This is a genomic window from Arachidicoccus ginsenosidivorans, from assembly GCF_007971385.1.
Classification (GTDB): Bacteria; Bacteroidota; Bacteroidia; order Chitinophagales; family Chitinophagaceae; genus Arachidicoccus; species Arachidicoccus ginsenosidivorans.
Genome location: NZ_CP042434.1, coordinates 4,518,570 through 4,544,720 on the forward strand (window position 1 = coordinate 4,518,570; position 26,151 = coordinate 4,544,720).

Consider the following 26,151-nt stretch of genomic DNA (forward strand, 5'->3'; position numbering starts at 1 on the left):
GGGTTTAGGCCCTCCATCATGGTAGTCATTTTTTCATTATCACCCCTAACTGCATTTTTGCAGTCTCAATGCTATCCAGACCATCCTTGCTGGGCGTCCCAGCTCATCAGTGTGATGGTCTGTTGGCCTTTGCAAAGAAATTCGACAAAATGACTTGGCTTATTAGGAACTTCCGATACGCACGTCTAAGATGCAAGTCCTTGTCTCTTAGCAGCAAGAAGGACTTAATTGTCTTGGAGGACATTTTACGGTTCCGTAACTGCAATAAACACAACAGTCGCCCGGCTTTGGTTTTAGCCTTGTCTTACATTTTTCACATTCGTAAAAAAACTGGCAAGCATCTGTCGGCATAACTTCTTCTTTTTTGTGTCCACAGTTGGGGCAGGTGATAGTTGATTGTAGTCTGACTTCCATTTTATTTTTCTTTTTGGCTATTACTGTATATCCTGTTCCATTAATTGCCTTTTCAATTTTGGCAACGTCTGTTTTTGAATGGTCAAATTCTATGATTGCATTTCCCTTCTCGTATGATACTGACGATTTAATTATTCCCGAAAGCTTATTCACTTCGTAATTGATGTGATTTTCACAGTCTGTGCAAGTCATTCCGCTTACTTTAAACTCAATGGTCTGAATATTTGATTTGTCAACAATTACTTGTTGCTCTATCTTTGGATAGAAAATAGGAGCATATAGAGGAAAAGCGAGCATCAGGCCCGCGAACACGGTCACTATTCCCAAGAAGGTTTTACTTTGAATAAACTTTGGTTTTTCTTCCGTTTCGCAATGGCAGTCAATTTCTTTTTTCGGTTTAAGTTTCTGATACCAGGCGAAACCGAATACCAAAACGGTTAACCCAATAAAATAAGGTCTGAAAGGTTCAAGCCACGAAAAAGCTGAAGCAAGCCCGCTTGCACCACCTAAGAAAGCCAAGAGTGGAGTAATACAACAAAGTGATGCTGCTATGGCAGAAATAATTCCGGCAATCCAGCTTTTATTATTTTTTTTGGCTATCATACGTGTCGTGTTGCCATATTTTGTTGATTGATAATTTTGAAAAACGGTATTAATATTTTTAAATGCTGTTTGCGTAACGAATAAAAAATGATTTGTCCTTCTTTTCTTGCCTCAATAACATTTCCGGCTCTGAGTTTTCGTAAATGCTGTGAAACAGCAGGTATAGTCATTCCCAAAATATCACTAAGATCACAAGGGCACAGTTCCTTTTCTTCCTCAAGTAAAAAGAGGATTCTCAGCCGTACTTCGTTACCTGCCAATGAAAGAATTTCTCCTAACTGCAAAAATGACTTTGAATTGGCGTCTAATTTTTCGCGGCAGCGTTTTATTTGTCCGATGTCTGCCTTCAACCTTATGCAAGATTCACTCACTACGCTATATTTTTGTCGTGTCAAAGGTAATGAAAGTTATTTATTTAAGCAAATGCTTAAATACAAATACACCAAGGGGACGACTTATAACTTTAGTAATCATCTCTTTGCAGAAAAGCTACAAAAAAGAAAGTTTTGCTTTGTATGAAAGGGCGTTACATGATCTTCAGTTATGCACTTTATCTTTTGAAATCCTTTAGCCAGCTTCTGTTCGAGTTGTTGTTCTGAATATTGTCGAATTTCAAGACCACTGTACTTTTGTGGCCCAAAATCCGAAAAAGTGCCGATAACCATAAATTTACGCACAGCCTTTTCAACTATGTTCAGATATTTGTCAATCTGTTCATCCGAAGTCAGGAAATGAAATGTCGCCCGGTCATGCCATATGTCATATTGTTGCCGGGCTTCAAATTCGGTGATATCCGTTACGATCCATTTAACGCTACTGGCCTTCTCACCAAGCCGTTCTTTTGCTCTTTCCAAAGCTTTTGCGGATATGTCGAGCACGGTAATATCCTGATATCCCCTTGCCAATAGAAAATCAACAAGACGACTGTCCCCTCCGCCGACATCTATTATACTGACAGACCTTGGCAGATTAAAGCGCTCTATAAGATCCAGTGACGTTTTCGGTACATCCTGCGTCCAACTGACTTCATCCGGATTTTTGTGATTATAGATATTTTCCCAATGCAGTTTTCTGTTTTCCATGTTAAAGACATTAATCGCTATTTACCAGATAGGCTTTCAAGTGTAAGCCCGATCAATGCGAGTGAACTTAGGCTTCCATTCTCCTGGCCTTTTTCAAAATCATCACCTTGCTGCGCCATGGAATTGGTAATGTGGGCAAAACAGATGACTTCTTTATTTTTTGCTATTCCAAATGCATAAAGCGCTGCGGCTTCCATCTCAACCACATCGGCTCCTTCGATTTTCATGCTTTCAATAGCACTGCCGGTTTCCCTGTAGGGAGCATCTGTCGTCCAGCTTGTGCCAACGGCGACATTCTCTGCTTTTGGTAACAACCCACTACACAACATCTTTAACAAGTGGATGTGCATAGTTGACGGCTGTCCGGGCTTCAGGTAGTGATAACTGGTTCCTTCATCCCTTATGGCGTCCCGAATAAGTATATAATCGGCCCGGTCTGAACGATCGCTTATTATCCCGGAGGAAGTGATACTTAGTAGCAGTGTGCAGCCGGAAACAAAGAGTTGTTCTGCTATCAGCACAGCGAAAGAAGCCCCGACGGCGCAACCAATTATTCCCAGTTTAAATTTACCTAAATCAAAAGAATACATTTTAGTATGATAGCAGCTCCAGCAATGATTAATGGTAGCTTGCCCTGTTCTCAGCAAATACTCCAGTATATCTCCGTCAGGGTCTAAAAGGCAGATGGGCGGAACCTTACAGTCTTGCATTTTCTTTTGCCGCTTTGCTTCTCGCAGCAGATTCTCAGGCTTGAAAACACTTTCTTCATTATAATACTTATGCTGTAATATATTCATCATTTATCGATCTGATTAAGGATTGACTTTTCGAGTGCTTTCCCGTGGAGGTTTATGGCCAGGATAATTCCCTTTTCGTCAATCAGGACATTAAAGGGTAATGCTTCAACGTCAAAGATGCGGGCAGCTTTTGAATTCCAGAATTTAAGGTCGCTTACCTGAATCCAACTGATATTCATTTTTTGTATGGCTTTTACCCAGTTTGCCTTTTTATTGTCAAGGGAAACGCCGTAGATTTCAAATCCGCTTGCATTTTTAAAATGAGCGTGTTTATACTTTTTATACAACTGTAGCAATTCCGGCTGTTCCTTGACACATGGGGCGCACCACGAGGCCCAAAAGTCAACCAATATAATACGCCCTTTCAGGGAGTAAAGCGATACAGTATCGCCCTTAGGCCCCGGCAGGCTCAAATCCGGCGCTTTGCTGCCAACAACTAGCGCTGTAGCAGTTTGATTGGATTGTGCAAATGAAGTTGCGCTCGCCAGAGAAAGAAGAATAGTAAGCCACAATAATTTAGTTTTAAGCATCAGTTTTCATTAATTGGGAACCCTTTATCAATCCAGTCCACTTTGAGATTATGGGGAAGGTTGAGTAATTTTGGATCCGTGAACTCCATCTCCTTCAATACAGCAAAGGCAGGGCGGATATTGGGGCACTTGTCAAATGGGCAGCAACCACAATAGATTACCATCTCACGATCCTTTGGCTGTTTGGAAAGCAGTTGCCTGAGTTTGACAAGATTGTCATGTTCTTGTGCGGGACCAATCTCTACAGAGCCTTTAATTAAAGCTGAAGGGCCGATACAGATAATAAGTGGCGCGGCTGTGTCCGAAATACCTATGTTCTTAGCAAGCACTTCCGGTGCAAGAAGTTGATTCGCGTTCCAGGGTTGCGTTTTATCTTGAGCCGAAGCCTGTAGCGAAAATGCTGCTGTCACAATTAAAATTACCGAGAGAAGCGCATTTATTTTCATTTTTAAACTTTGAATTATGGATGTAATATTTAAGCAGCCACTTCTACGGGCAGCCCTTTTGTTTTCCAGTCCGGAAAGCCTTCTTCTAAACGGAAAGCTTTAAAGTGATGCTTCCTGAGCAGCTGAACCGCCTCATCTGCGAAAACACAAAACGGGCCGCGACAATAGGCAATATACTGCATTGACCTATCCATGCTCTTTAGCTGACCCAATAACTTTCCAACTGGAATATTTAATGCATTTGGGATATGCCCGGCCTTGAATTCATTTTCTTCCCTGACGTCAAGCAGGATAACTTCACCGGCCTTCATCCTTTTAATAAGTTCTGAAATGGTGACTGATTCCAGGCTATTCTTTTTCTTCCGAAAGTCTTTTATTAGCTGGTTGATTTCCGAAAAATTATCCATAGCCAAAGCTTTTAAAACGGTCATTGATTTACCCACCTCGTTACTGGCAAGCCCGTAATAGATGTAGTTGCCTTCTTTCCTGATGCTGACCAGTCCGGCTTTCTTTAATTGTTGCAAGTGTTGTGATGCATTTGCAACTGATAAGTTTGATTCAGTTGCTATGTCTTCAACAGAGCGTTCCGCCTGGCCAAGCAGATCAATGATTTCAAGGCGATGAGGATTCGCCATGGCTTTAACCAGTTGCGACCACAAAAAGTAAGCCCGATCTTTAAATACTCTCTTTTCCAAATTCAGAATTTTTGTAAAAATAGGCATTTGTTGCAACTATTCAATAAAAACATTGAATAGATTCGAGAGTGCAGATGATTGACAATAATGTCAGCTACTGCCGTTAGCTTCCTGTAATATGCTGAGCCCCTTATCCCAACGGTAAAGCCCTGCTCCAACGGCAGCAGCTGTAATTAATTCAAAAGTAGCCTTTTCGCTTCCCGTTTTCTGAACTACTTTTTCTATCTGTTCATCTGTAATCTTATAGGAGTATTGACCAACTTGTTGAGCCAGATGATCATAAATAGGTTCAGCAACAGCAGCGCCGCCAGTCGCCCGACTGGCAATAGCCTGTCGAAGGCTTATATCTGTTAGTCTCGGTCGTTCAAGCACACGGCTGCGTAGTTCCTCGGCCAGGGCCGGGTGATCTGGATGTCCATCCATCTTGTCCTTACCGAAAACATATCCTTGTGCAAGCATTCGTTTTGCCGCACGGATTTGGTCCTCATCGCTCAATGCAGCAAAATTAAGAGCATTCGCACAGCGGACGGTAATGCTAAAGAGGGCGACAACTGCGACTGCATCTTCAAATTCCTGTGTCGATATTCCGTTTTGAAGAACAGCCACTATTTGTTCTTTGGTCAGTTCATCTGGTGTTTTGGCGAGGATTTCCAGGAAGTCCAGGATGATACGTAATTTAGGAGGTAAATTTGGCGGGTGAGAACCATCAAGTAATTCCTTTACCAGTGTCTTATTCAAAACCAGGGACGCAATGGTACCATGCGCATTTATACAAAAGGGGCATGAATTCCATTTTGCTGTCAAGGCAGCGAAAAGTTCCCGCTCACCAACAGACCAACGACTTTCTCCACGCATTGCGGCCTGTGTCCACATCGTCATGGGCTTCCCATAAAAATCCCGGTGATACATGACGATCCTTGCCGCATCAGGCAAGCGCATTCCCGACACAATGGAAATGAATATGATCAAAAGCTTACGGAAAAGCCCTTCCCCTTGCTCTACTTTTTTAAGTCGCATACAAAGTATTTTGTTTTTTAATGTTCAGCACCTATAAAATCCGAAGCTATTTTTCTTTCTATCATAGTATAAAGGTAGAATTTTGCATGAAGTATTAATCCATATTGAGAATTCCGGGAGGCTGCCATAATCGAGCCACCTTTTACCATTGAAAATTACAAAAGTTTTATTTACTTCTTCCGCTCATTTTCATATCACTCATTTGCATCCCAGAGAGGTTGGCGCCGCTTCCATTTTTGAGAATATATTCACTATTAAGCAGATAGGCACCTGAAGACACCACGGATTCACCCGCTTTAACTCCTTGTAATACCGCTACCTGGGAAGTATTATCTTTTCCCAGTGTTACTTCCCGGCGTTCAAAGCTACTGTCGGGTCGCTTTATCCAGACATAGGCATGGTCCTGCCCATAAATAACGGATGATTGGGGAATAACCACGCCTGGTTGTCCCTTTGATGTTTGCATATGTACATAGGCCAGCATACCCGGTTGTATTTTGCCATCTGGATTTGAGATAGCGATATTAACGAGATGGACGCGTGAATTCTGCTGATTAACAGGGTTATCAAATACGATCTTGCCTGGTAATTTTTGGCCGGTGCTTCCCGCCAGTTCTACCCAGATCTGCGTATCCTTTGATATGAGCGGCAACTGCTGGTCATATAACTGGGCCTGGACCCATAGTGTATTATTCTCGGCAAGACTTAAAACGGCCTCTCCTTCTTTTACGTATCCGCCCTCCTCCTTCATCTTTTGGATGAGATAACCGGCGGATTCACTGTAAATGGCCGTTTTCCCGGTTGGCGGCTGATCGTGCAAGTGGTCAATCTGTTTTTGGGACAGCCCCCATCGCAGGAGTTTTTGCTTCATTGCCTGAATGGTAGCGGTAAAATCTACAGAGGCCTCTTTAAAAAGCCCTTTTTGCTGCACTGCCAGTAGATAGTCTTTTTCAGCGGAAAGCAGATCGGGGCTGTACAGGTCATATAGTTTTTGGCCGGTAAAGATTTCTTCACCCGGATTGCGCACATACATTTTTTCAATCCAGCCATTTACCCGGGCGCTGATCACATCCTGCTGTTTAGGATTAAACAGGGTGGTTGCGGTCAGCACCAGCTCACCCGGTAAATTTGTTATTTGTGCTGTATCGGTGTGAATACCCGCCAGCAGTTGCCGCCGGGAGGAAATCCTAAGTTCAGCCAGGGTATCTTCCGGATTTTTCTCTGCCGGACCCTGATCCAGCGGGACCAAGGTCATACCGCATATAGGGCATTTGCCCGGTGCTTTTTCCCGTATCTGATGATGCATAGGACAGGTGTATATGACCGATTCCTTTTTCTGCGGTAGGCTGTCTGTCACTTGCGCTGCTGCTTTACCATCCTGTTTATTATTACAGGCAGCCAGTGAAAATAGTAGTAAACTACCGATGATGATCCATTTATATTGCATGACCTTCTCTTTTTTTATTGAATAAAACTATCACTACCAACCATATAAGCGGCGTTTTCGACGATTTGATCACCCACTTCAATACCTGAAAGTATTTCGATGGAATCTTCCGTGCGAATACCTGTTTGCACAGTCCTTGCATGAAATACATCATTGCTGTTTCTATCCTTTACCCAGACCACGCTTCGCATGCCTAGTCTATTCACCGCCGATAAAGGAACATATAGGTCCCTGTCCTCATGGCCAATGACGATGCGACCTCTTACAAGCGTTCCTATTTTCCAGTTCACAGGTAAATTTTTCAGATAGACCCGTACGGTAGTGGTTTTTTCGCTTTCTGTGCGGTAAGGGGGATAAAATCCACCTGGCCGCCGATTATTTGATCCGGGCTGGCTTCCGCGTATAATGACACGGGATCACCTTTTTGGATAAAAGCCATATCACTGGCAAACACATGAAGTAAGGCCCAACGCCTGGTTATGTCCTGAATAGCGAAAATACTTTGCCCGGCGTCCACATACATCCCTTTTCTGATGTCCAGTAATTCGGGGGTACTGTTATCCAACCCCTGATTGTTTATTGGGCGAGCGATGCCCTGGTAGGGACTGAAAATAGTAATCTGTGGCAGTGGCTTCCCACTTTCTGTTACTTTTTGGATTTCACTTTGGTGCATCCCCAGATTGCGTAATTTCGCTTTTAGCGCCTTTATAAGTGGTGCATCATTTTCCCTCATTGTTTGTAACAGCTCTCTTTGTACACTGAGTAACTCAGGGCTGTAGATTTCCATCAGTGGCTGTCCTTTTGCTATGGACTGGCCGCTATACTTTACATATAACTTATCGATGCGCCCTGCCACCCGTGACGTAACGCCGTTGATATCCCGCTGGTCAAAATCAATCATGCCGTCGGCGGTTACCGTATCCTCCGCACTACCTTTTACTGGTATGAAGGTCTTAAATGATCCGGTCACCGTTTGGGTAACCGGCTGTGTCAGATAATACAAAGGGGTATCTAAAGACGCCGTATCCTTTTGGTTAGTCTCCTCGACCTTAATCAATTTCATGCCGCATATAGGGCAATTCCCTGGCTTATCTTTATGCACTTGGGGATGCATGGAGCAGGTATAATAGACCTTTGCCTGCGAATGCGCCTTTGGCTGGTTCCCCTGACATCCCGCCATGAGTAGCCCGATGAAGGCCAACATCAGTATAAGGCAAGCCAAGTTTCTGTTTTTAATTGGTTTCATCATGTATAAATTTTAATCCTTCTGCATTTCTGTTTCCAGCATGACACGGATGTTTAACAGATCGCTTATTTTGTCCCAGTACTGCATCTTCTTCATGGTTAATTCATCCCAGGCCATGAGTGTTTCGTAAATATCGCCTGTGTTTTCACTAAATGCATTTAGGTAGGACTGGTAGGCTTTACTATAGGCAGGAATGACTTCCTGCTGGAAAATTTGTATATCTCTTTGCGCGGACTGTAGTTTTAACCAGTCTTTTTGTATGACGCCAATAGCCTCTTGAACCTGACCCGCCTGCATTTTACGGGTGGCCTGTATCTGATAGTCGATGGCTTTTGCTTTTGACTTATAGCCTTTGGAAAACCAAGGCGCAATGGGAACAGATACCATCGCCATGGCACTGTACATATAGCCACCACTATTCATGCGCATATTATCTAAGTTTATACCAAAGGTTGGCTTGGACTCGCTGGAAACAACCTTTTTATTCAGCCTGAGACTGTGTATTTCGTCAGAAGCCCGGTGGATATCACTACGGTTTTCCAAAATATAGGATGAGTCCACTTGTAAAATAGCGATCTCTGAATGGGCAAAGTCTTCTGCCGTATCAATTTGTAAGGGTGCCTGTTGGGAACGGTTCATCAGGCTGTTTAAGATGGCAACGGCCTGTTCGCTGGCCGACTGTAATTGTACCCGCATGGATTGCAGGTCACTGAGCTTTGCCCTGGCCTTATAGATTTCTGGTAAACTTGCCTTACCATAGGGCAACCGGCCCTCTGAAATCTGAATCAGCAGCTGCACCTGCTTTTGCTGCTGACCCACCACTGTTAATTTTTTTTCCGCCACCAAGGCGTCATAATAAGCCATTTTCGCTTTGGCAAAAAGCATATTTTTCATGGTCGCGCTATCATCTTGGTTCTGAAGATGCAAAGATTGATAATAGTCTCTTTGTTTATTTTGCTGACCAAAGTTGGGAAACATCTGTCCCAGACGCAGCATCAGCATTTTTCGGGCCATGCCGCCACCGCCCATGTCCTTGCCGCCGCCATAGGGAAACTCACTGAGACCAACACCTACTGATGGTGCCATCCATGCCTTCGCTGCATCTGCATCTGCAAAACTAGCCGCCGTTTTCAGGGCAAACTGCTGTAAACCGGGATTACCGGTTTCAATGCTGTCCAGTATCTGTCTGAGCGTATAGGTTTGTGCCTGCGTTTTCCGGGTAGCTGCAAGCACCAAAATCAGTAGAACAACTAGGCTTTTGCTTCCGGTTATAAAGGATTTAATTTTCATAATGTAAAATTCTGAGGTTGAAGATCTATATAGTCCTATAAACTGTCTTTTACTTTTATGCTTCCATATTTTTTTAATTCGTTTTCTTTAAACAACTCAAAAATGATGGGCATCACCAGCAAAATACTAATGGCAGAGGTCACCATGCCACCAATCATGGGCAAGGCCACCGGCCGCATGAGTTCTATTCCTGTGCCATTGGACCAAAGCACAGGCACTAATCCAAATAAGGCGACACACACTGTCATTAGTTTGGGACGTAAGCGTTTTACCGCGCCTTCCAGCACATAGTGCCTGAGGGTAGCTACGTCCACCGCTGTTCCTTTTTCCCGGACCATCCGTTGCATCGCTTCTTCCAAATAAATCATCATCACAACGCCGGTCTCTACAGCCACCCCAAAGAGTGCAATGAACCCGACAGCCACCGCTACGGACAGGTTCTCACCCCATAAATAAACCATCAGTATACCACCCACGAAGGCGAAAGGGACGCTTAGAAGCGTGTTGAATGCATCTCGCAAATCATGGAAGGTGAAATAGAGTATTAATAAAATAAGCAGTATGGCGACGGGAATGATCAGCTCCAGGGTTTTTTGGGCATGCAACTGGTTTTCCCACTGACCGCTCCAGTTTATAAAATAACCCTTGGGCAGCGTCAGTGTTTTATCCAGTTTTTGCATGGCTTCCTTAACGGTGCCACCCAGGTCCCTGCCCCGGACATCAAAGAGCACGGTGCCGCGCAGCAGTGCGTTTTCGCTACTGATCATAGAAGGCCCGTCCTTTAGGGAGATACTAGCTACATCGGATAAGGGGAGTGGACCATTTTTTGTTTGCACCAGCGTCCCTTTGATGTCATCCAGGCTTCCGCGCCAGTCCTGTGCCAGCCGTACATTGACGCTGAACCTTTCACGCCCCTGATAAATTTGCCCGACATTCATACCCCCTAGGGCACTTTGCACAATACTGTTTACATCATCCGTTGTCAGTCCGTAACGCCCGATGGCGTCTTTATTCACCTCGATGTTCAGGTATTTACCTCCTGTAATCTGCTCCGGATAAAGATCTGCAATCCCTTTGATGCCTTTTAACTCACCGGCGATCATCTGACCTAACCGGTAGATGGTATCCAGATTCTGCCCGAAAATTTTCACGCCCACGTCCGTACGAATACCGGTGGAGAGCATATTGATACGGTTAATAATGGGTTGCGTCCAGCCGTTGGTGACACCGGGAATTTGTAGTTTTTCGTTCAGTTGGCTGATGATCTTATCTTTGGTCATCCCCGCACGCCACTCATTTTTTGGTTTTAACAGCACAATGGTCTCCACCATGCTAATCGGTGCATTGTCGGTAGCTGAATTAATACGGCCTGCCTTACCGAGTACATTTTTAACCTCCGGGAAGCTGCTGATAATTTTATCCTGCACCTGTAAGATGCGTTTCATCTCTGCGTTGGAGGCATCCGGAAGCGCAACCGGCATAAACAGGATCGTACCTTCATCCAAAGGTGGCATAAACTCGCTGCCCATCCTTGTTAGCAAAAAAACGGACAAAACCAGCGCAATTATATTGACCGTGAGTACGGTTTTCTTCCATTTTAAGCACCAGCTTAAAACCGGTTCATATAGACGGACAAAGAAGTTACTGACCGGGTTCTTAGATTCCGGGCGCATTTTGCCCCGCATCAGCAGCACCATGAGCACCGGGATAAGGGTAATGGCCAGGATCATAGAAGAAGCCATGACCAGGGTTTTTGTCCAGGCAAGGGGGTGAAACAATTTGCCCTCCTGTCCCGTGAGTAAAAACACGGGGATAAATGAAACGACGATAATCAGGATGGCATGTACCACTGGCTTACCTACCTGTTTGGCGGACTTTTCAATAATAGCGATACGTTCTTTATTACTGATTTTATTTGAAGTGTTCATAGTTTTATAATTAATGGTCTGCCTCTGTTAAATGTCGATACGCATTTTCTACCATTACGATGGCATTGTCGACTATGACGCCGATGGCAATAGCGATCCCGCTCAGTGACATAATATTGGAAGAAAATCCCAGTAGGCGGATCAGGATGAAGGCCGTCAAAATAGCTATCGGAATACTCAGCATGACAACGAGCGCACTGCGGAAGTGTAAGAGAAAAATGAGGATGACGGCGCATACCAGGACGATCTCCTCGATAATAGTATGTTCAATGCTTTTGATTGAAGCTTCGATCAGCGTACTGCGGTCGTAAGCCGTTTTAAAGGTGACGCCAGGCGGGAGCCCTTTTTGTATCTCTGTCATTTTAGCTTTCACGCCCTTTATGACTTCGTCTGCATTGGCACCATAGCGCATGAGGATTACCCCACCCACCGCTTCCCCGTCACCGTTTTCATCTATTATCCCTAGGCGCTGATCGCCGCCCATCTGTACATCCCCGATATCCTTGATCCGGATGGGGTAGCACCCTCGGTAGCGACCGGCAGATCGGCGATTTCCGCTGGGTTTTTAAGATAGCCCATTCCCCGAACGATATAGTTGCTACTATTTAAATCGAAGACGCGACCACCAACGTCATTATTATTTTCTTTTACCGCCTTCATGACATCCATAAGCGTAATATGGTAATAATCAAGCTTATGAGGATCTAGCGTGACCTGATATTGTTTTTGAAAACCGCCAAAGGAAGACACCTCGCTTACGCCCGGTACATTTTGCAAGGCAAATTTTACATACCAGTCCTGTAAGGCGCGCCGTTCTCCTAAATCGTATCCTGGCGCATGCAGGGTATACCAATAGACCTGGCCGACACCGGTAGCGTCCGGACCTAGCGAAGGAACAACATTTTCTGGCAGGAATTTTTGGGCGTAATTCAGCCGCTCCAGGACACGGGTACGCGCCCAATAGGGATCTACGTTATCTTGGAATACAACGAAAACAAAGCTCATTCCAAACATGGAAGTAGCCCGGATATCTTTTACCTTTGGGATACCCTGGAGGTTACTCACCAAGGGGAAGGTGATTTGGTCTTCTACCAGTTGCGGGCTGCGGCCCATCCACTGGGAAAATACGATGACTTCATTTTCGGAGAGGTCAGGAATGGCATCCACAGGCGTCTGCGTCATGCTGTAAAAGCCGTAGCCAATCAGCCCCAGCGTTGCCAGTATGACAATAAAACGGTTGTGAATAGACCAGGAGATAAGTTTATTAATCATGATAATTGCTTTTCCTTATATAGTGTGCACCGAGGCATACAACACCGATGGTGCGCTAATTGATGTAGAGGATTCTTTGGCATCGTCAAACGCCAAAAGCCAGACAAACAATGGTCTGTCCGGTATCAGGAAGGAAAAGAAATCATATCAGGAAACTACAGTTCTTCAAATAGAGGGGGGCCGTCGCTCGAAAGGGTGGAGCGTGGGGAGAGAAACTTCCCTTTGCAATGGAGGAAAAACAAGGGGCTGGGACTTTAGGAAAAGTAGGTAGTACAACAGCAAAAAAAGAAACGGCTGGGACCGCCATGTCCGATACGATGTTTTGAGACTGTGTAATTTTTATTTGCTTGTGCACATCTTTGCAACAGTCCTTGCCTTTATAACTAGACTCCATACCACAAGAAGGCCTGGCTGAAGTCTTGGCTGTATAGCTTAACACCACATTATCCAGATGCCCACAACAATAATGTAGATTCATGCCTACACCGCTTACTGTTGTAAGATAAATAAAAAATAATATGGTGGCTAAAGCCTTTTTCATTCTGTAAAACAAAAGTACAGTTTATTTCCATATATTTAATATAAAAATAAATAATCCAGCGATTCAGCCCCCTAAATAAAATATAGGCAGTTGCTGTATTATAGGTAGTAAAATACGTTAATTTTACAGCTGTGAGTGCAAAATTCGCACAAGACCCCTTCCATATCCGACAGTCCAAACTTCGGCACGACATTTTTATGGGCTCTTTAATCACTTAACACTCCTTTATCTTCTTGTTAGATATATAAAGAAAGTATTCCCTTTTTTATAAATGTGCCCCGTTCCAACTTTCCCCCAATACCGAGACCCGCAGGATCAAATAGTCAAATAGATGTCAAACGGAGGATCAAGAAATGATCCGGTAGTAACATTTTATTATCGTAAAATCGGTAAACGTCTTTGGTGTTTTTGATCGTACCTTGTTATAGAGAGGGCTTCATCAAAGATCTCCATTAAGTCATCGAAATTGATCGAATTATAGGGTTTGGACCTTTTAACCTGAACTTCGAAAGTCTGGTATCACAAAAGGACACCTCCTTCCCGAATTTTATAATAGGTAATTTCGGATAATATTTTCCATAATAGCCTTGTTAAGGCTTCAAACGGCGGAGATTTTCATTCAAGTATTTCATAAAAAAGTAGTCAGATCGATAATACTTTTAGTAAATTTGATGACTTGATGGTGGTCTTACTCTCATATCAAGCTGTTATTTTATCCAAAAAGAACTATATAGTGAATAGACTTATCATCATTGGCAACGGCTTCGATCTTGCCCACGGCCTTGAAACCAAGTATAATGATTTTATGCTCTGGTATTTAAAGAAATGCTACGGGAATGCTTATGAAAAAGGAGATTATGAGGATGATTTATTGACAATTAAAAAGGTTATTCCTAGACACGCATGGTTTACAAAAATAAATTCGACTTCCGATTTAATTAATCATTTATATACAACAGTTGGGTTCAACCCGCTTATACATAACGATGCCAATTATCGGTTAAATGAATTACAAGAAGTTTCAAACCCATTTAATACAACTTTTAAATCTGACTTTCTTAGGTTACTTTTATCAAAATGTAATTTTTCTACCTGGGTCGAGGTCGAAAATGAGTATTACGAAGAATTAAAACGGATACTATATGCATCTAAAGATCCCTACAGAAAACCACAAAAACTTAATGACCTAAATAATTCTTTTGCTTTTATCATTAAACAATTAGAGGAATACTTAAAAACCATTCCTCAATCCAGTCTTCACCCAGGTTTTGGGGATATTTTTGAGAGTCCAATCTATAAGACTGAAATTCTTAAAACAAAATAGGAAGATGATATACTACCTAACAAAAATTTAATCTTAAACTTTAATTACACATCTACGGTTGAACAGTATTTTAGAGAGAACAGGTCCATGCTCCCTATAAAGAGAATTGAGGTAAATTATATTCACGGTAAGCTAAAAGATAAAAAGAACCCCATTATCTTCGGTTTTGGCGACGAGTTGGACCCAGACTATACCAAAATGGAACTGGAGAAAGTACATGGTTACTTCGATTATATCAAGTCCTTTGGCTATTTTAAGACCTCAAACTACCACAACCTGATCCGCTTCCTAGATGCCGAGGAATACCAGGTTTTCATCTTGGGGCATTCCTGTGGCTTGTCCGACAGGACCATGCTCAATATGATCTTCGAACATGATAACTGCAAGTCGATCAGGATCTTTTATTATGTTGATGTGAATAACAACAACAACTTTACGCCGCTCACAGAGGAAATATCCCGACATTTTAAAGACAAGGCCATGATGCGACGCAAAATAGTCCCGTTCGATAAATCCAGTCCCATGCCTCAAGTCAAATAGACCAATCATAAACACACTAACTCATTAAACATTTTGATACATTATGAAAAAGAAAGTGATAAACAAATTTGATAGGTTAGTTGAAAAACTAGTTGAGGGATTTAGTAAAATTCTAATTTCAACTTATTTCAGACGGCCAAGATTGGAAACCATGTGTTTAATATTATATCCTATCGCCTTTCAGAAATAGCCACGTTTAAAGAGTTGGTTCGCAGTCAATTTATTATAGCAACTTATAAAGCTATCCATGAAATTAAAACTGATATTCAGAATACTAGATACAAAAGTATTTTAAGAATTGATGAAATTGACTTTCAGGGAACCTTTTATGAGACAATTCGTCTTGCATATGTTGGACTTTTTCATATGTTTGAAAACTATGTAAATGAAGTGATCAAATTACCAGAATTAATTATGGGGGAACTTTAGGAAACTGAAGGAACAACAGTAAAATGGGCAAAAGAGAGATTTGATTTTGACATCAGGGATTGGTAGCAATTCTATATAACGCACAAATTGAATTGGATCTGTATTTGTGTAAAGCATAAATACGGTATTCCGATCAAGTTACCCAAACCTAAAGAATTTGAATTTGTGAATATTATTCAAAGACTTAGAATAAAACCCAAAGATTTTAAAAAGGATTGTGTATCGCTCATTGTATTTTTCCCAATGCATCTGCAAATAATACTTGTTTTAGCACGATATAAGCTAGTAAACGAAAAGCCGATAGTTGAAGAGGAATGGAAAGACTCGCCTGGATTTTATCAGATTCAATCTAAAAATTTGAATAATATTGAAAAAGTGACACACGACTTTTTAACCTCATAAAACAATTGAAGTAATTTTTTGGCCACATATATGAACCAGGAAAATGCATCTCAGTTTACAAAATAACTTAGAGGTAGTTAGAACAATATACTAAGATAAAACGAGAAATGGTCATCAGACTTCTTAATGAAAATACCTCTGTAATAGATGATCAACTTGGCTATATATGTGATAGGCAACTCCTATATTAGGAGTTAGATTAGTGAATAATTAATTATGTCGTAGACTTACAGTATTAAGACTAACCTCACTAGACTCTCTTTGTGAAACTTTTTCCTAAAAATACTATAATTTCGGATTTCTGCTATTTGTGCAATGATTTAATTTTCAATTACTACTATGGACAAAAAAGTGGCCAAAGTAGAAACCCCGGCCACAACCAAAACTAACTGCTTATGAGACGGTAAAATTAAGAAGATTTTCGAAGAAAACAATAATTTTCTCATTAGAATCTACTGTAAGGAAGTAGCAATCCATTCTTTACTTTTAATGAACTTACTACTTTTTTTAGAAAATAAAATGAATAAATAATGCTAGGTTAATGAAGCTATTTTCTTGTGATTGAATAATTTATGTACTTCTTGAATCGGCTTTTAAAGGCATTCTGGCGCATTTCTCCACCTCGATGGCGGGACAGCCAAAATCTAAAACGACTTTCCCCTTGAATCAAATACACTCCAATGCCCTGCAAAAGATATTTCCTTTGCCGCGGCGCTAAATGCACGGTATCAATAAAATCACCGTTTAGGTCGTCTGTAATCCAACTCCTTTCAACACGCTCTTTGGCTATTTTACCCATCATATCATACCGCTTGGTAAAGCCATCCATTGCATAATTAAGCAGTAGCCTTGTATCATCATACTGATTGTCGGCAAAGGTCTTCTTATTCTTTACTTCCTTGAAGTCAAAATCAAAACTGCTTGGCAGACGTCAATAGATCGTGAGTTCTTTAAAACCTCGCTGATTTTCTGCTATACTTATTTAAATCAGTTCATTATCATTCCTAAATTCCATTCCTGCAAGGCTGTTTGGCCCTTGATCCCGGGTACGAAGGACAAAATCCACTACCGCAGAGCTGTAGTTTATATCAGTCAACACTGCTGTATCATTTCCAAATTGCATCATATCTTGGACTTTTTGTTCAAAACTGAGCCTGCCATATCTTAAGCTGTAGTAACTGTGCACATTTAATAACATAGTTTCCTGTTGATTGTATTAAAATCCAGGAACTCGCATTAACTTATCGTTTTCAAAACGCACTCCGATTCCATCCATCATTTGCATCAGGCTTAGCCCTCCTTCAATGTCATTAAACTGATCAATTTGGTAGGCACCAGCCACCCTATCACTGAAATTAATGCTGATGAGTAGAATAAACATTCTCCTTGAATACAACTTTCCAAAAAACTGCATCGCTTTCGCCTAAAGGATTTTTTCTTAGTACGTATAGCCAATTGTCATCTGTTCGGTAAAAGTTTCAAAATTGAAATATCGGATTTTAAGCGTTATGCAGCCAGCTACTTTTCCTTCACTTCCTAGGTCAATAGAAAGTTCATCAACCACATTAGCTATAGCTTTTTTCTGCAATGACATATCAATCCTATCTCTTTCAAAAGTATTTTCTTTGCTCATAGTTTTTTGTTCACAATAGGCAATACTGGCGACTCGTCGACGCCATTTGCTTTTTTTCAGATTGTCATACCATTAGCTCCCAGTATTCTTTGCATGGTATCTGGAGTCATTTCTTGAATAGTCTGGATTTTAGGAACACCCATATTACGAAGCTGTATATAGGTCTTCTCTCCCACCATTGGTATCTTACGAATTGATAGCAGCGCCAAAAACTGCTTTTCGACCCCGAAAGCCACTTTCCTTTCATTACAGAGTTTGGCTTCCCCTGTTGGTATCTTAGAGACTGTTTAATTAACAGACAGTCCAAAAGATATCGGCAGTCCGGTTTCTTCAATAACTCTGTGCCGGAGTCCCTTTGCTAAACTCCAGCTACCGAAAAATTTATCCACCCCGGAAATATCAGGATAATGTTGATCTATACAGGCTTTCTCCGGTATTGGTGTTCTTTCCTCTATGATTTCGGTAACGATACGGGATTATTTACTGTACTCGTCCCGATCGCCCTTGCCAATAATTGCTTGCGGGCATTGCTGAATGTACCCAAAAGCGGCGCACTTCGTATGAACACGACGAGACCACCGCACGGTCGGAAGCTCCACAGACTAGGACAGGATTTCCAATCAGGGCGCTGTTGAACTACTGATCCACCGATACAATGGATGTATCCAAATCACAATGCACAATTTGTCGCTCCATAAAATTAATTTGGTATTATTAGCATTATTTGATTGGCTCCATAAGATTGGTCTATGGTGCGAGTTTTATAGATCCCTAAGCAAAAAAAGCCTTACTATCCGCAAAAGCAATGACAGTCTTATAGCATTTTATGCTATAGCATTTTCCATTAAACTAGTTCCTGCAGACAGCGACTTTGATTTAATTGGTAAACACTCTTCACTTAAATTTTGGCATAATTACTCATTGCCGTTTACCTCCTTCCGTAGCCAATAAATATTTAAAGCATTCACATAAAAGACAATAAAAAAAAGTAGTGTATTGAATGTTGCATAGTGGCGCAGCCCTGCTTACATTCAATACACTACACCGCTTTTGCTCCATTAACTGCCGCCCAAGGGACGGGGCGGCAGATAATGGAGCCGCCTAGATTTATGCATGAATTTCTAAGTTCACCCAGTCCATGTCAGGCAGGGTAAGACAGCGGTCTTATCTTGATAGGTAGTGTCCTGAAGTTTTTCAGGTTGTGAAAGAAGCCTTTATTTTCTATCATGCCATCCCTAAACAGGTTCCATAATAGGGAGCAACCCATTTCGGCGAGTGAGCCGTTTATATATAAGTCTTGATTTTGCAAGGCTTCCGCTAGTGAACAGGTGGAGGTATTATCTCCCTTTTCAGATTGCCATAGGAGATCATGATATTCCTCTGTGATAAAAGCGAGTTCTCCAACTGGAAGGTATTTGGTAGATTTGGGTTGTTCTATTTCTCCTACGGTAGCAAGAATTGCCTGCCCCGAATCTCTGCTATTGCCAAAATCAAGCCAATACAACGGCTCATCCCTTTGATGTTCAGCCACTGTTTTTATACATTTTATAATCTTGGCAATGTCAAAACGAGCCTTGACCGTATCTACACAACTAATGTATATGTTGGCTGCCATCTCTTGCGTCAGGACACTATATGCATTCATCGTAAACTTCTGAGTTACCGCTTTCCAGTTAGTCCCGAAGAAACGATTACAGCGATTAATTAATGCAGCGGCCTTATAAAGACCAGTTTCGCTTCTGGAAAATCTCTGGCGTCCGAAATTAGCTATTTTTATAATATCATCATCAAATAGCGTTACTTGTACCCCTCCATGCCCCAATGCGGTTAATGCCTCGTTCATGGTGGCAAGTTCTGTCAGAACCCTGTTCCCTGTCCCCCCGCCCCAATTAAACATACTTTAATGGGATTGGTCGGGCTGATTAAATACTCGTGTATAAAGTGTACTGCTTTTAACTTATTCATAGAATATCTTTTATAATTAATCCATTCGGCTTTAATGTAGTGTTGGGGAACTTATTTCCTTTGTCCATCAATCCCTGCCATAATTGAACAATATTAGTTTTAGTAGCATACCCGTATATCGAATGGCTAAAATAAGAATTGAAAAAGTACAGCTCCCACCCTGCAATAAAATCCTCCAATCCAATGTCCGGTGCTATATCAATCCCAACATTGCCCATACAGACACTGCCCGATTCATAGATATTGAAAAATGGTGCATGAAACAACGCTGTATTTTCAGTGGCTTTAACATTTTCATTCAGAGCGTATAGGAACAGTTCGTTTCTATTGGCTTTCCAGATAAGGGCAGGTATATTGGCCTTACCACTACGGATGCCAAGGCTTTCTTTAAAGAATAATCTGTTATTTCGTTGCCTTGTCTGCCAAATGACAAAACCTTCTTCCTCTGGGTTAATATATAATACACTTTCGGGCAACAGGCCTTTAGGCTTTAAAAAGGCATGACGCAATTTATTGGATGAATTTAATAGCATTGCCAGTCTGCAACTTTCCTTAACAGACAATGGTTTAGCATTTAGCGGTGTCCCATCGTTTCCAATATCGAATGCTTCAATATAAAATTCTTTATTGCAAATCTGCTCAGTCGCATAAAATACAAGTGCTTTTTGAGGGATATATAGTTTTCCAAAATCCGTGGTGATATCAATTAGATTTTCCATTCTTCTATTTCATTTATAAGCTTTGATAATTTTATGATTAACCTGAAGATGCTCCTTTCATAATCAAGCGAAGGGAATAGTCCTTTGAATGGTTTGTCGAAAATATTTATTATTTCCGGTTCCAGTACTCCGGCGTAGTTACTTAGTTCTTCATTTATAGAGCGATTTAGGTCTTCCCAAAGGTATCCTTTCGTAGTAGCAACAAACGATATGTAAGTATCCGGGCTTCCCTTATCATCGTAGTCATCTTCGTTAAATGTAATATGTTGGAAAATTGAATTATTTGGAAAAGTTTTGCAAATTTCATGAGCTTCTTTAGCCAGTATTAAGCACTTCTGTTCGAAAAGATTGTTTACTTTAATTTTCGAAGTGGTGTCTTTATAATTTTCAATAAGATAATTGTTCTCCATTTTCCTAGACATGATATCACCAATTACTCGGGTCTGCCGAAGCTCGCTTCGCATTTTTTCAATATCAATTTCCTCGCCTTCATCAAATAGAGAATACCAGTACTCTTCAATCGATTCATAGTAATCTTGAATACAACAGTTTCTAGTATACATGGGTATGCCCGCTTTTCGGTATAAGTCTGCGCAAATCATTAATAATAATTGTCCACATTTTCTTTTACCCTTTGTTTTCAGCATTAAATATATTGGTACAATGGGAATATAATAAAGTGTTTGACCGGTATCGACGCTTTCATAAGTTGCAAGGTGAATATCATTGGTCTTTGTATTTTTAACAATACGAAGGTTTAAATTTCCATTTATCCGCCTCAGCTTTCCCTGGATATCCCAATGTGCCGCTAAGATATTATAGGGAAACTCCTTCCCTTCTGTATTCAAGATTTCGATCTGAAATTTCTCACCGATAAATGATAAGGATTGTATTAGACTGGCTTCACACGCTTTTACAATGCCATTATTTTTCGGAGTGAATAATGGCAGGAACCGATTTTTCATAAAATCATCGGAAGCATGGATATTGGAACAGGTTTTAGGGTGTCCTTCTTTATCCCGTTTCCTTCCTGCAACCTGTTTAAGCTTTTCGCCCATTTTGACAACTGTTGATGAAGTTCCCATTGCTTCTTATTTTTAGTGGGTTTGATGATGAATGTTCTATTTTTCATTGTTACCTAGTTTATCCCTTAGTTCCGAGTACGGATTCAAATTTATATTCCAGTTTGTCATTATTTATCTTGCCACTTGATACTTTGGCTGTAACCAGTATATCGTAGGTATTCGAGTAGAAATTGAGGACTGCTTCTGGGCTGAGCTTACTGTCAGGATCTGGTAATGAAATCTCTACCCCATTATCCTTGAAAATGAATATTCTTTCTAAAAGTGTTGCAATTGACATAATAATATATTTTAATTTTTGTAATTATTTTTCTTTATTGGCAAATATTTCAGGGGCGAATTTTTCGGTAATACTGCTTTTTAGTTTCCTCAAATCATCTGAATGCTCCGGAAAATCTGTTGGGTTTTGAACTTTGAGCCACGCCTGTTTAAATTTTCCCTCTTTCTCCAGTTCTTCCACTTTTTTTAAGGCTTCTTCATATTCTTAAGCTTATCTACCTGCTGCTTCTTTTGCTGTTCAATTTTCCCCGTCTCCATTTGGGAGTGCTTTTGAGCTTCTTCTCTTTGTTTTAGATAATGCTCCATACTACTGAAGAGCTTTGCAGTATCAGGAATAACACTGTTCAGATCTGCAAAGAAACTCCCGTCTATTTCTGCGGCAACCTTATCTGAAAATACAAGCGGAGGCACCATCTTTCTTGCAGTATCTCCACAATTATCATTTTTAAAGACTACAGAAACAGTCATCCTTTCGGGCTTGCTTTGTCGTATGCAAATAATCCAATCGCCTTGAACCTGCATAGCATTTATATTTTGAAAAAAATCCATCTTGTATAATTTAAAATTTTAATTACGATTGTTTTAAATTCTGCTACCTCCTTGTTTTTATTCGTTCTTATAAAACCAAGCCAATAGTAGTGCAGTGCCAGATATAATAAGAATATAAGCTATCAGCTGACCTATCCATTCGATAATAGTTGATACTATAGCTACCCAGTAAATTGAATACTGTTGCAAGCCACCTGCTCCCCTTCGGTAAAATCTTCTTTTGCCGATATAATAGCGAACGGCTAGCCCCATTATAGTAATTAAAGAGCAATATAATTTGGAAGATTTTATATGATTAAGAAAATTATACATATTTGAGAAGTTTAATTAAATGATTAATTTCTGTATTTTATTATATAGATCTGTCCAGTATTTCAATAACTTTCCATCAAATTACCGTAATGACCGATTATCATGGTAGTAGCTGATAGATTTCACTATCTGTGATAGGAATTTTGATAGGTCTTCTTTTTCTATGTAGTTACCATTGATGTCCGTTAGATTCTTGACTGATGATTTTTATAAATGCTTCATGCATTTATATACCTAAATGAATACTAATTGATTATTTTAGATTTTTAAATAAGTACTCTCCCTTATTTTTTTTATGGAAATAATAGCGGAATAGGGGCAAAACTCCATATTGATCACCTTATTAATTGCACCTAAAAGACCTGTAAGGGATACGACAATTACTTTTTTATTTCCATTATCGTGTTTCAATTTGAAGATTTACTCTGTTACTGTTATCATGGCTAAAGTTTATTGAATAAGAAATATTGCAGCCGCCTTGTCAACGGCTGCAATAAAACATTTAATTTAATTTTAGTATCTGCTCGCCGTTTGTATGAAACGAATCACATATATTAAAGGCTGTTTGTGTTTTAGAGGATGCTGTTCCCCCATATATAATGGACTTCGTTTTTTGTTCACTATCTGAATAGTTGTGTACATTTTGAAAATAGCCAGTGATACTATTATAGGCTCCGAATAGCGTACCTTTTGTGGTTTCGAGTTGCTGCGTATCGCTCATCATGGCATACATAAAGGCATCACTACATTGATTCTTATATTGCGTGGATACCTCGTCATAATTTCCCTTTTGTATCTTGTCAATCGTTTCCTTATTGGGAGCAAGTGCCATCTCAATAAGCCTTTTCACTTCTCCATCGGTTATCCTGACCTTCGCCCAACTATTAAATGTGCCTTCTAATTGTTCGCTAAGCTCATTGGAGATGCCTATTATCTTGTGTGCCTGTTCCAACCGCTGCTTAACATTACTCGTATGTTTAATGCGGACTACATTAGATAATTTACGCATCGCTGAATTTAAGGTATTCTGGCATACCACCCGTACGGGCGTAAATGCTGCAGTTATGCTGCCGCTTCCATCGTGGGTGGTCGTTAGAAATAGATATTTTTCTATAAAATCATCCTTGCCAACTTTTATATAATCAGGCAGTTTTGCGGTAATGAAAATCCTTTCTCCGTTGCCTAGCGTCCCCGCTGTTTCATAGTGGATATCCTTTCTGTCCTGCACCAAATCGTCGAAGAAATTGAAAGCATCCTTGTTTTGTACAATTTGGTAGTCTTTGCCCACCACTCCAAGTATGGTATTGGTGTCGGTGCGAACTGTGGCAAAATTATTGGGTACACTTATAGAGATCTGTCCTACAATTTCTCCGTTGGCATCGATACCCATTGCGGCGCTTTGACAAAGCAAGGGAGATTTTATTACCGCATAGTCAAGTCCAGCGTATTTTATTGCTTCTGCACTGGTAGGATAGTCACTGATTGTCTGGCCTAAATTGTGCCACGGTTTTTCTTTTACACTAAAAAAACTGTGCTTACCCGTTACGTTATTAAAATTTATATTGTGCGACATAAAAATAATTTTTTAAATAATTGGAATAATACTAAATAACTAATGCTGTGAAGTGCCATATAGATTTAAGTAACCCATCGCCAACACCATTGCAAGTAACAAGCTCCTTAAGTATTGCATTTTAGGCTCGTAACCTATCCCCATCCGGATCACATGATCATCCGCCCCGTTTTTTTCTTTTTCAACAGCCCAATATTTCATTATTAGTGGCCATGACGCAGGGTACTTGTTTTTAGTGGACGGTATGTATGGTGACATTTTCATTTTTCCCGATTTTGGAACAAAAATGTACGCCGGTGCGGCTGGTGGCGCCAACAACCGTGGAAAAAGCGGACTGAGCGACCGCAGGGAGCGAGGGAGCATTTGCCGCGAAAGTGTTGGCGTCACGAATACCGCCGACGTATTTTTGTGGAAATAATATCGGGAATAGAAAATGGCACGCTAGTATACCCGTCTCAAAACGAATGGACGATGAAATGGCTATTATATGAAGTTTGTGGTTTGTGGAAAGATATCAAGTTCAAAACAAATCGAATCTTAAATAAATGTAAAATTACGTGACTAATCTTGACTGAGCTTACTCGTTAGTTGGTCTTTGACACTTACATGGCCTTTTTTTGCTCTATTGTTGATAATTTATTAATTTCACCCTATGAATAACAGTTATTTGTATATATTGGCAGTTCGTATAAATGGCGATGAATTCATCGCTAACTTTTCAATGGGAAATAAGGTTTATCCTGTTCACTATTTTACATTGGAAGAGGCAAAGGCTCTTTTTGACCTATTTTATAAAATTTTGGCAGCTGGCCCAGGTCAAAATACGCCGGTGTTTGCCAAACACTTTGAAAAATGGCAGTATTCCAACCAGTTTATATCAAATTACCTCAGTTAAAATCAATTGATATTATTACTGAGGCAAGGGCAGATGATGATTTGCTGACATTTGATGAGATTTCTTTACTACCTCAGCCATTAAGTTATTTTAAAGTAAAGCGGGGATTTATAAAAAAATATTTAGCCCTTGATCTATTAAAGGATATTGAATCCATTGAATCCGTTGGTCCTGACGGTAAGATTATTATTAATCAATTTAATGTCAGAGATCTATCAAATGGAAAGCCATCCGATGATTCTTATATAGAGCGAGACCCAGATGAAATTCTCAGAAAACGGGGGTTGCTTTAATGGAATAATGCAATCTTTTAATCAATTGCCATCAATGGCTGTATTGGTTAATTTTGGTTACTTATGGGCAGCCTTCGATTTCAAATATTTGGCCTTAATTAAATTAACTTGAAGCTTGATTTTATTAAGGCCAAATTGATTGGATTCTTTAATTTTCTATTTTGTTTAGGAAATCGTTTAATTTTTTTAGATCTCTATGTATATAATATTTGTTGCTTAATAGAAGTAGCAATTTAGACGGTGCTTTGGTCAGACGTTCACCACACCGGCAAAAAATAACTAAACATACAAACATACACAGATTGTATGTAAAACTTTGTATGGAATCGTATTTAGTAAAAACAGGGCTTATTGCACAGCAGAATAGTTGAAGAATAAGTGCTTTTGATTTTAATTGTTCCTTTAGATTCCAAGCTGATAGTTTTCTAATTTGTTTTCTGAGGCTTTTCTTATAACGCTTTAATGCACTTTTGTCTGAGAGTCCCAATGGGAACAACAATTTATAGACGGTCTCATATTGCCATTCCTTGAAGTCATCAATCTCGTGCACCTTGTAAAATATTTCTTTTATGACGGTTACGCTTTGCTGGTATTTATAGATTAAATAATGAGTAATGAAAATTGGTACGAAAGTTAAATAAGCCAAATTTTCGATGTAAATCCAGGACAGGACGTTGAGTACTACAGCTAATGCCGAAAGCCCGACTAATGAAATTTCAAGGATTTGACGCTTTCTTCTTGGGATTCTTTTTACAATTCTGTTTTTTAAAGAATTGATTTCCAGATGGTGGCGGATTGGAATAATTTGTTCCATTTTATTTATTTTTGGAGTGAAAAATAAAATGAAG

Annotated in this window: 35 protein-coding genes and 1 pseudogene; 5 read left to right on the plus strand and 31 right to left on the minus strand. The window is 40.4% G+C overall.

All coding sequences use genetic code 11. From position 1 onward, the window contains the following. Positions 1-207: 207 nt before the first annotated feature. The 16 genes from merTP to FSB73_RS28005 all read right to left on the minus strand — a co-directional run bounded on the left by merTP (position 208) and on the right by FSB73_RS28005 (position 13,308). A complete protein-coding gene (merTP, locus tag FSB73_RS18070; protein WP_146785386.1) occupies positions 208-1,017 on the minus strand; it encodes a mercuric transport protein MerTP in 810 nt (269 codons plus the stop codon). Next, complete coding sequence (locus FSB73_RS18075) at positions 1,014-1,388, minus strand: ArsR/SmtB family transcription factor (protein WP_146785388.1); 375 nt, start codon at positions 1,386-1,388, stop codon at positions 1,014-1,016. The genes merTP and FSB73_RS18075 overlap by 4 nt, the downstream gene beginning before the upstream one ends. 99 nt (positions 1,389-1,487) lie before the next feature. Continuing rightward, positions 1,488-2,099 carry a class I SAM-dependent methyltransferase gene (locus FSB73_RS18080; protein ID WP_146785393.1) on the minus strand — a complete coding sequence of 204 codons (612 nt, stop codon included), beginning with the start codon at positions 2,097-2,099 and terminating at the stop codon, positions 1,488-1,490. Between the two features lie 17 nt (positions 2,100-2,116). Then, positions 2,117-2,899: a nucleoside phosphorylase gene (locus FSB73_RS18085; protein WP_225974144.1), complete on the minus strand. Its 783-nt coding sequence runs from the start codon at positions 2,897-2,899 to the stop codon at positions 2,117-2,119. After that, positions 2,896-3,426, minus strand: coding sequence for a TlpA family protein disulfide reductase (locus FSB73_RS18090; protein ID WP_146785396.1), 531 nt, complete (start codon positions 3,424-3,426; stop codon positions 2,896-2,898). The genes FSB73_RS18085 and FSB73_RS18090 overlap by 4 nt, the downstream gene beginning before the upstream one ends. After that, positions 3,426-3,872, minus strand: coding sequence for a rhodanese-like domain-containing protein (locus FSB73_RS18095; RefSeq protein WP_146785399.1), 447 nt, complete (start codon positions 3,870-3,872; stop codon positions 3,426-3,428). The genes FSB73_RS18090 and FSB73_RS18095 overlap by 1 nt, the downstream gene beginning before the upstream one ends. A 29-nt stretch (positions 3,873-3,901) precedes the next feature. After that, entirely contained in the window at positions 3,902-4,567 is a 666-nt protein-coding gene (locus tag FSB73_RS18100) for a metalloregulator ArsR/SmtB family transcription factor (protein WP_225974145.1), read from the minus strand. A gap of 90 nt (positions 4,568-4,657) precedes the next feature. Further along, positions 4,658-5,584, minus strand: a complete 927-nt coding sequence (locus tag FSB73_RS18105; protein ID WP_146785405.1) for a carboxymuconolactone decarboxylase family protein — start codon at positions 5,582-5,584, stop codon at positions 4,658-4,660. Positions 5,585-5,750: 166 nt separating this feature from the next. Then, positions 5,751-7,031 (minus strand): efflux RND transporter periplasmic adaptor subunit, encoded by a 1,281-nt coding sequence (locus tag FSB73_RS18110; RefSeq protein WP_146785408.1) that lies wholly within the window; start codon positions 7,029-7,031, stop codon positions 5,751-5,753. A gap of 14 nt (positions 7,032-7,045) precedes the next feature. Continuing rightward, positions 7,046-7,321 (minus strand): efflux RND transporter periplasmic adaptor subunit, encoded by a 276-nt coding sequence (locus FSB73_RS18115; RefSeq protein WP_146785411.1) that lies wholly within the window; start codon positions 7,319-7,321, stop codon positions 7,046-7,048. An 11-nt stretch (positions 7,322-7,332) separates the two neighbouring features. Beyond that, positions 7,333-8,280 (minus strand): efflux RND transporter periplasmic adaptor subunit, encoded by a 948-nt coding sequence (locus tag FSB73_RS18120; RefSeq protein WP_146785414.1) that lies wholly within the window; start codon positions 8,278-8,280, stop codon positions 7,333-7,335. A 9-nt stretch (positions 8,281-8,289) separates the two neighbouring features. Then, positions 8,290-9,567 carry a TolC family protein gene (locus tag FSB73_RS18125; RefSeq protein ID WP_146785417.1) on the minus strand — a complete coding sequence of 426 codons (1,278 nt, stop codon included), beginning with the start codon at positions 9,565-9,567 and terminating at the stop codon, positions 8,290-8,292. A 35-nt stretch (positions 9,568-9,602) separates the two neighbouring features. Continuing rightward, positions 9,603-11,495 (minus strand): efflux RND transporter permease subunit, encoded by a 1,893-nt coding sequence (locus tag FSB73_RS26930; protein WP_146785420.1) that lies wholly within the window; start codon positions 11,493-11,495, stop codon positions 9,603-9,605. A 10-nt stretch (positions 11,496-11,505) separates the two neighbouring features. Next, positions 11,506-11,979, minus strand: a complete 474-nt coding sequence (locus tag FSB73_RS26935; RefSeq protein WP_262712377.1) for an efflux RND transporter permease subunit — start codon at positions 11,977-11,979, stop codon at positions 11,506-11,508. Next, a complete protein-coding gene (locus FSB73_RS26940; protein WP_262712378.1) occupies positions 11,958-12,767 on the minus strand; it encodes an efflux RND transporter permease subunit in 810 nt (269 codons plus the stop codon). Before FSB73_RS26940 ends, FSB73_RS26935 begins: the two co-directional genes overlap by 22 nt. Positions 12,768-12,909: 142 nt before the next feature. Next, positions 12,910-13,308, minus strand: coding sequence for an HYC_CC_PP family protein (locus FSB73_RS28005; RefSeq protein ID WP_449371687.1), 399 nt, complete (start codon positions 13,306-13,308; stop codon positions 12,910-12,912). A gap of 733 nt (positions 13,309-14,041) precedes the next feature. Between FSB73_RS28005 and FSB73_RS18140 the strand changes: the two genes are divergently transcribed. The 3 genes from FSB73_RS18140 to FSB73_RS18150 all read left to right on the plus strand — a co-directional run bounded on the left by FSB73_RS18140 (position 14,042) and on the right by FSB73_RS18150 (position 15,601). Next, complete coding sequence (locus tag FSB73_RS18140; RefSeq protein ID WP_158639596.1) at positions 14,042-14,632, plus strand: AbiH family protein; 591 nt, start codon at positions 14,042-14,044, stop codon at positions 14,630-14,632. A 9-nt stretch (positions 14,633-14,641) separates the two neighbouring features. Then, the gene (locus tag FSB73_RS18145; protein ID WP_146785426.1) at positions 14,642-15,172 is read left to right on the plus strand and encodes an AbiH family protein; all 531 of its coding nucleotides are present in this window, start codon (positions 14,642-14,644) and stop codon (positions 15,170-15,172) included. Between the two features lie 153 nt (positions 15,173-15,325). Next, entirely contained in the window at positions 15,326-15,601 is a 276-nt protein-coding gene (locus FSB73_RS18150) for a hypothetical protein (RefSeq protein ID WP_146785428.1), read from the plus strand. A gap of 949 nt (positions 15,602-16,550) precedes the next feature. On the opposite strand, the gene FSB73_RS18155 is transcribed toward FSB73_RS18150, so the two are convergent. The 14 genes and pseudogenes from FSB73_RS18155 to FSB73_RS23370 form a co-directional block, all read right to left on the minus strand. Next, positions 16,551-16,832: a hypothetical protein gene (locus FSB73_RS18155; protein WP_146785430.1), complete on the minus strand. Its 282-nt coding sequence runs from the start codon at positions 16,830-16,832 to the stop codon at positions 16,551-16,553. 153 nt (positions 16,833-16,985) lie between these two features. Further along, positions 16,986-17,129 carry a hypothetical protein gene (locus FSB73_RS23355; RefSeq protein ID WP_158639597.1) on the minus strand — a complete coding sequence of 48 codons (144 nt, stop codon included), beginning with the start codon at positions 17,127-17,129 and terminating at the stop codon, positions 16,986-16,988. A gap of 90 nt (positions 17,130-17,219) precedes the next feature. After that, entirely contained in the window at positions 17,220-17,384 is a 165-nt protein-coding gene (locus FSB73_RS23360; RefSeq protein WP_158639598.1) for a hypothetical protein, read from the minus strand. A 57-nt stretch (positions 17,385-17,441) separates the two neighbouring features. After that, positions 17,442-17,636: a DinB/UmuC family translesion DNA polymerase gene (locus FSB73_RS18160; RefSeq protein ID WP_146785432.1), complete on the minus strand. Its 195-nt coding sequence runs from the start codon at positions 17,634-17,636 to the stop codon at positions 17,442-17,444. Positions 17,637-17,692: 56 nt separating this feature from the next. After that, positions 17,693-17,872, minus strand: a complete 180-nt coding sequence (locus FSB73_RS18165) for a hypothetical protein (protein ID WP_146785434.1) — start codon at positions 17,870-17,872, stop codon at positions 17,693-17,695. A 51-nt stretch (positions 17,873-17,923) separates the two neighbouring features. Then, positions 17,924-18,106 (minus strand): Y-family DNA polymerase, encoded by a 183-nt coding sequence (locus FSB73_RS27750; protein ID WP_146788569.1) that lies wholly within the window; start codon positions 18,104-18,106, stop codon positions 17,924-17,926. Positions 18,107-18,116: 10 nt separating this feature from the next. Then, on the minus strand, positions 18,117-18,260 hold the full coding sequence (locus tag FSB73_RS27755) for a Y-family DNA polymerase (protein ID WP_146788572.1): 144 nt from the start codon (positions 18,258-18,260) through the stop codon (positions 18,117-18,119). Positions 18,261-18,777: 517 nt separating this feature from the next. Continuing rightward, on the minus strand, positions 18,778-19,533 hold the full coding sequence (locus FSB73_RS18180; RefSeq protein ID WP_225974146.1) for a PRTRC system ThiF family protein: 756 nt from the start codon (positions 19,531-19,533) through the stop codon (positions 18,778-18,780). 64 nt (positions 19,534-19,597) lie between these two features. Further along, a complete protein-coding gene (locus tag FSB73_RS18185) occupies positions 19,598-20,320 on the minus strand; it encodes a PRTRC system protein B (protein WP_146785436.1) in 723 nt (240 codons plus the stop codon). Continuing rightward, on the minus strand, positions 20,308-21,405 hold the full coding sequence (locus FSB73_RS18190) for a hypothetical protein (protein ID WP_146785438.1): 1,098 nt from the start codon (positions 21,403-21,405) through the stop codon (positions 20,308-20,310). Before FSB73_RS18190 ends, FSB73_RS18185 begins: the two co-directional genes overlap by 13 nt. 58 nt (positions 21,406-21,463) lie before the next feature. Further along, a complete protein-coding gene (locus tag FSB73_RS18195; protein ID WP_146785440.1) occupies positions 21,464-21,682 on the minus strand; it encodes a PRTRC system protein C in 219 nt (72 codons plus the stop codon). A gap of 24 nt (positions 21,683-21,706) precedes the next feature. Beyond that, positions 21,707-22,230: pseudogene (locus tag FSB73_RS18200) on the minus strand (hypothetical protein). 814 nt (positions 22,231-23,044) lie between these two features. Next, entirely contained in the window at positions 23,045-24,115 is a 1,071-nt protein-coding gene (locus FSB73_RS18205) for a DUF932 domain-containing protein (RefSeq protein WP_146785444.1), read from the minus strand. Between the two features lie 39 nt (positions 24,116-24,154). After that, positions 24,155-24,316: a hypothetical protein gene (locus FSB73_RS23370; RefSeq protein WP_158639600.1), complete on the minus strand. Its 162-nt coding sequence runs from the start codon at positions 24,314-24,316 to the stop codon at positions 24,155-24,157. 451 nt (positions 24,317-24,767) lie between these two features. Here FSB73_RS23370 and FSB73_RS18210 point away from each other — a divergent pair, with 451 nt between their 5' ends. Together FSB73_RS18210 and FSB73_RS18215 are read left to right on the plus strand one after the other, a co-directional pair. Further along, positions 24,768-25,010, plus strand: a complete 243-nt coding sequence (locus FSB73_RS18210; protein ID WP_146785446.1) for a hypothetical protein — start codon at positions 24,768-24,770, stop codon at positions 25,008-25,010. Further along, complete coding sequence (locus tag FSB73_RS18215) at positions 24,968-25,303, plus strand: hypothetical protein (RefSeq protein WP_146785448.1); 336 nt, start codon at positions 24,968-24,970, stop codon at positions 25,301-25,303. The genes FSB73_RS18210 and FSB73_RS18215 overlap by 43 nt, the downstream gene beginning before the upstream one ends. Before the next feature lie 148 nt (positions 25,304-25,451). Here FSB73_RS18215 and FSB73_RS18220 read toward each other — a convergent pair whose 3' ends face one another. Continuing rightward, on the minus strand, positions 25,452-26,117 hold the full coding sequence (locus FSB73_RS18220; RefSeq protein ID WP_146785451.1) for a hypothetical protein: 666 nt from the start codon (positions 26,115-26,117) through the stop codon (positions 25,452-25,454). Positions 26,118-26,151: the final 34 nt, after the last annotated feature.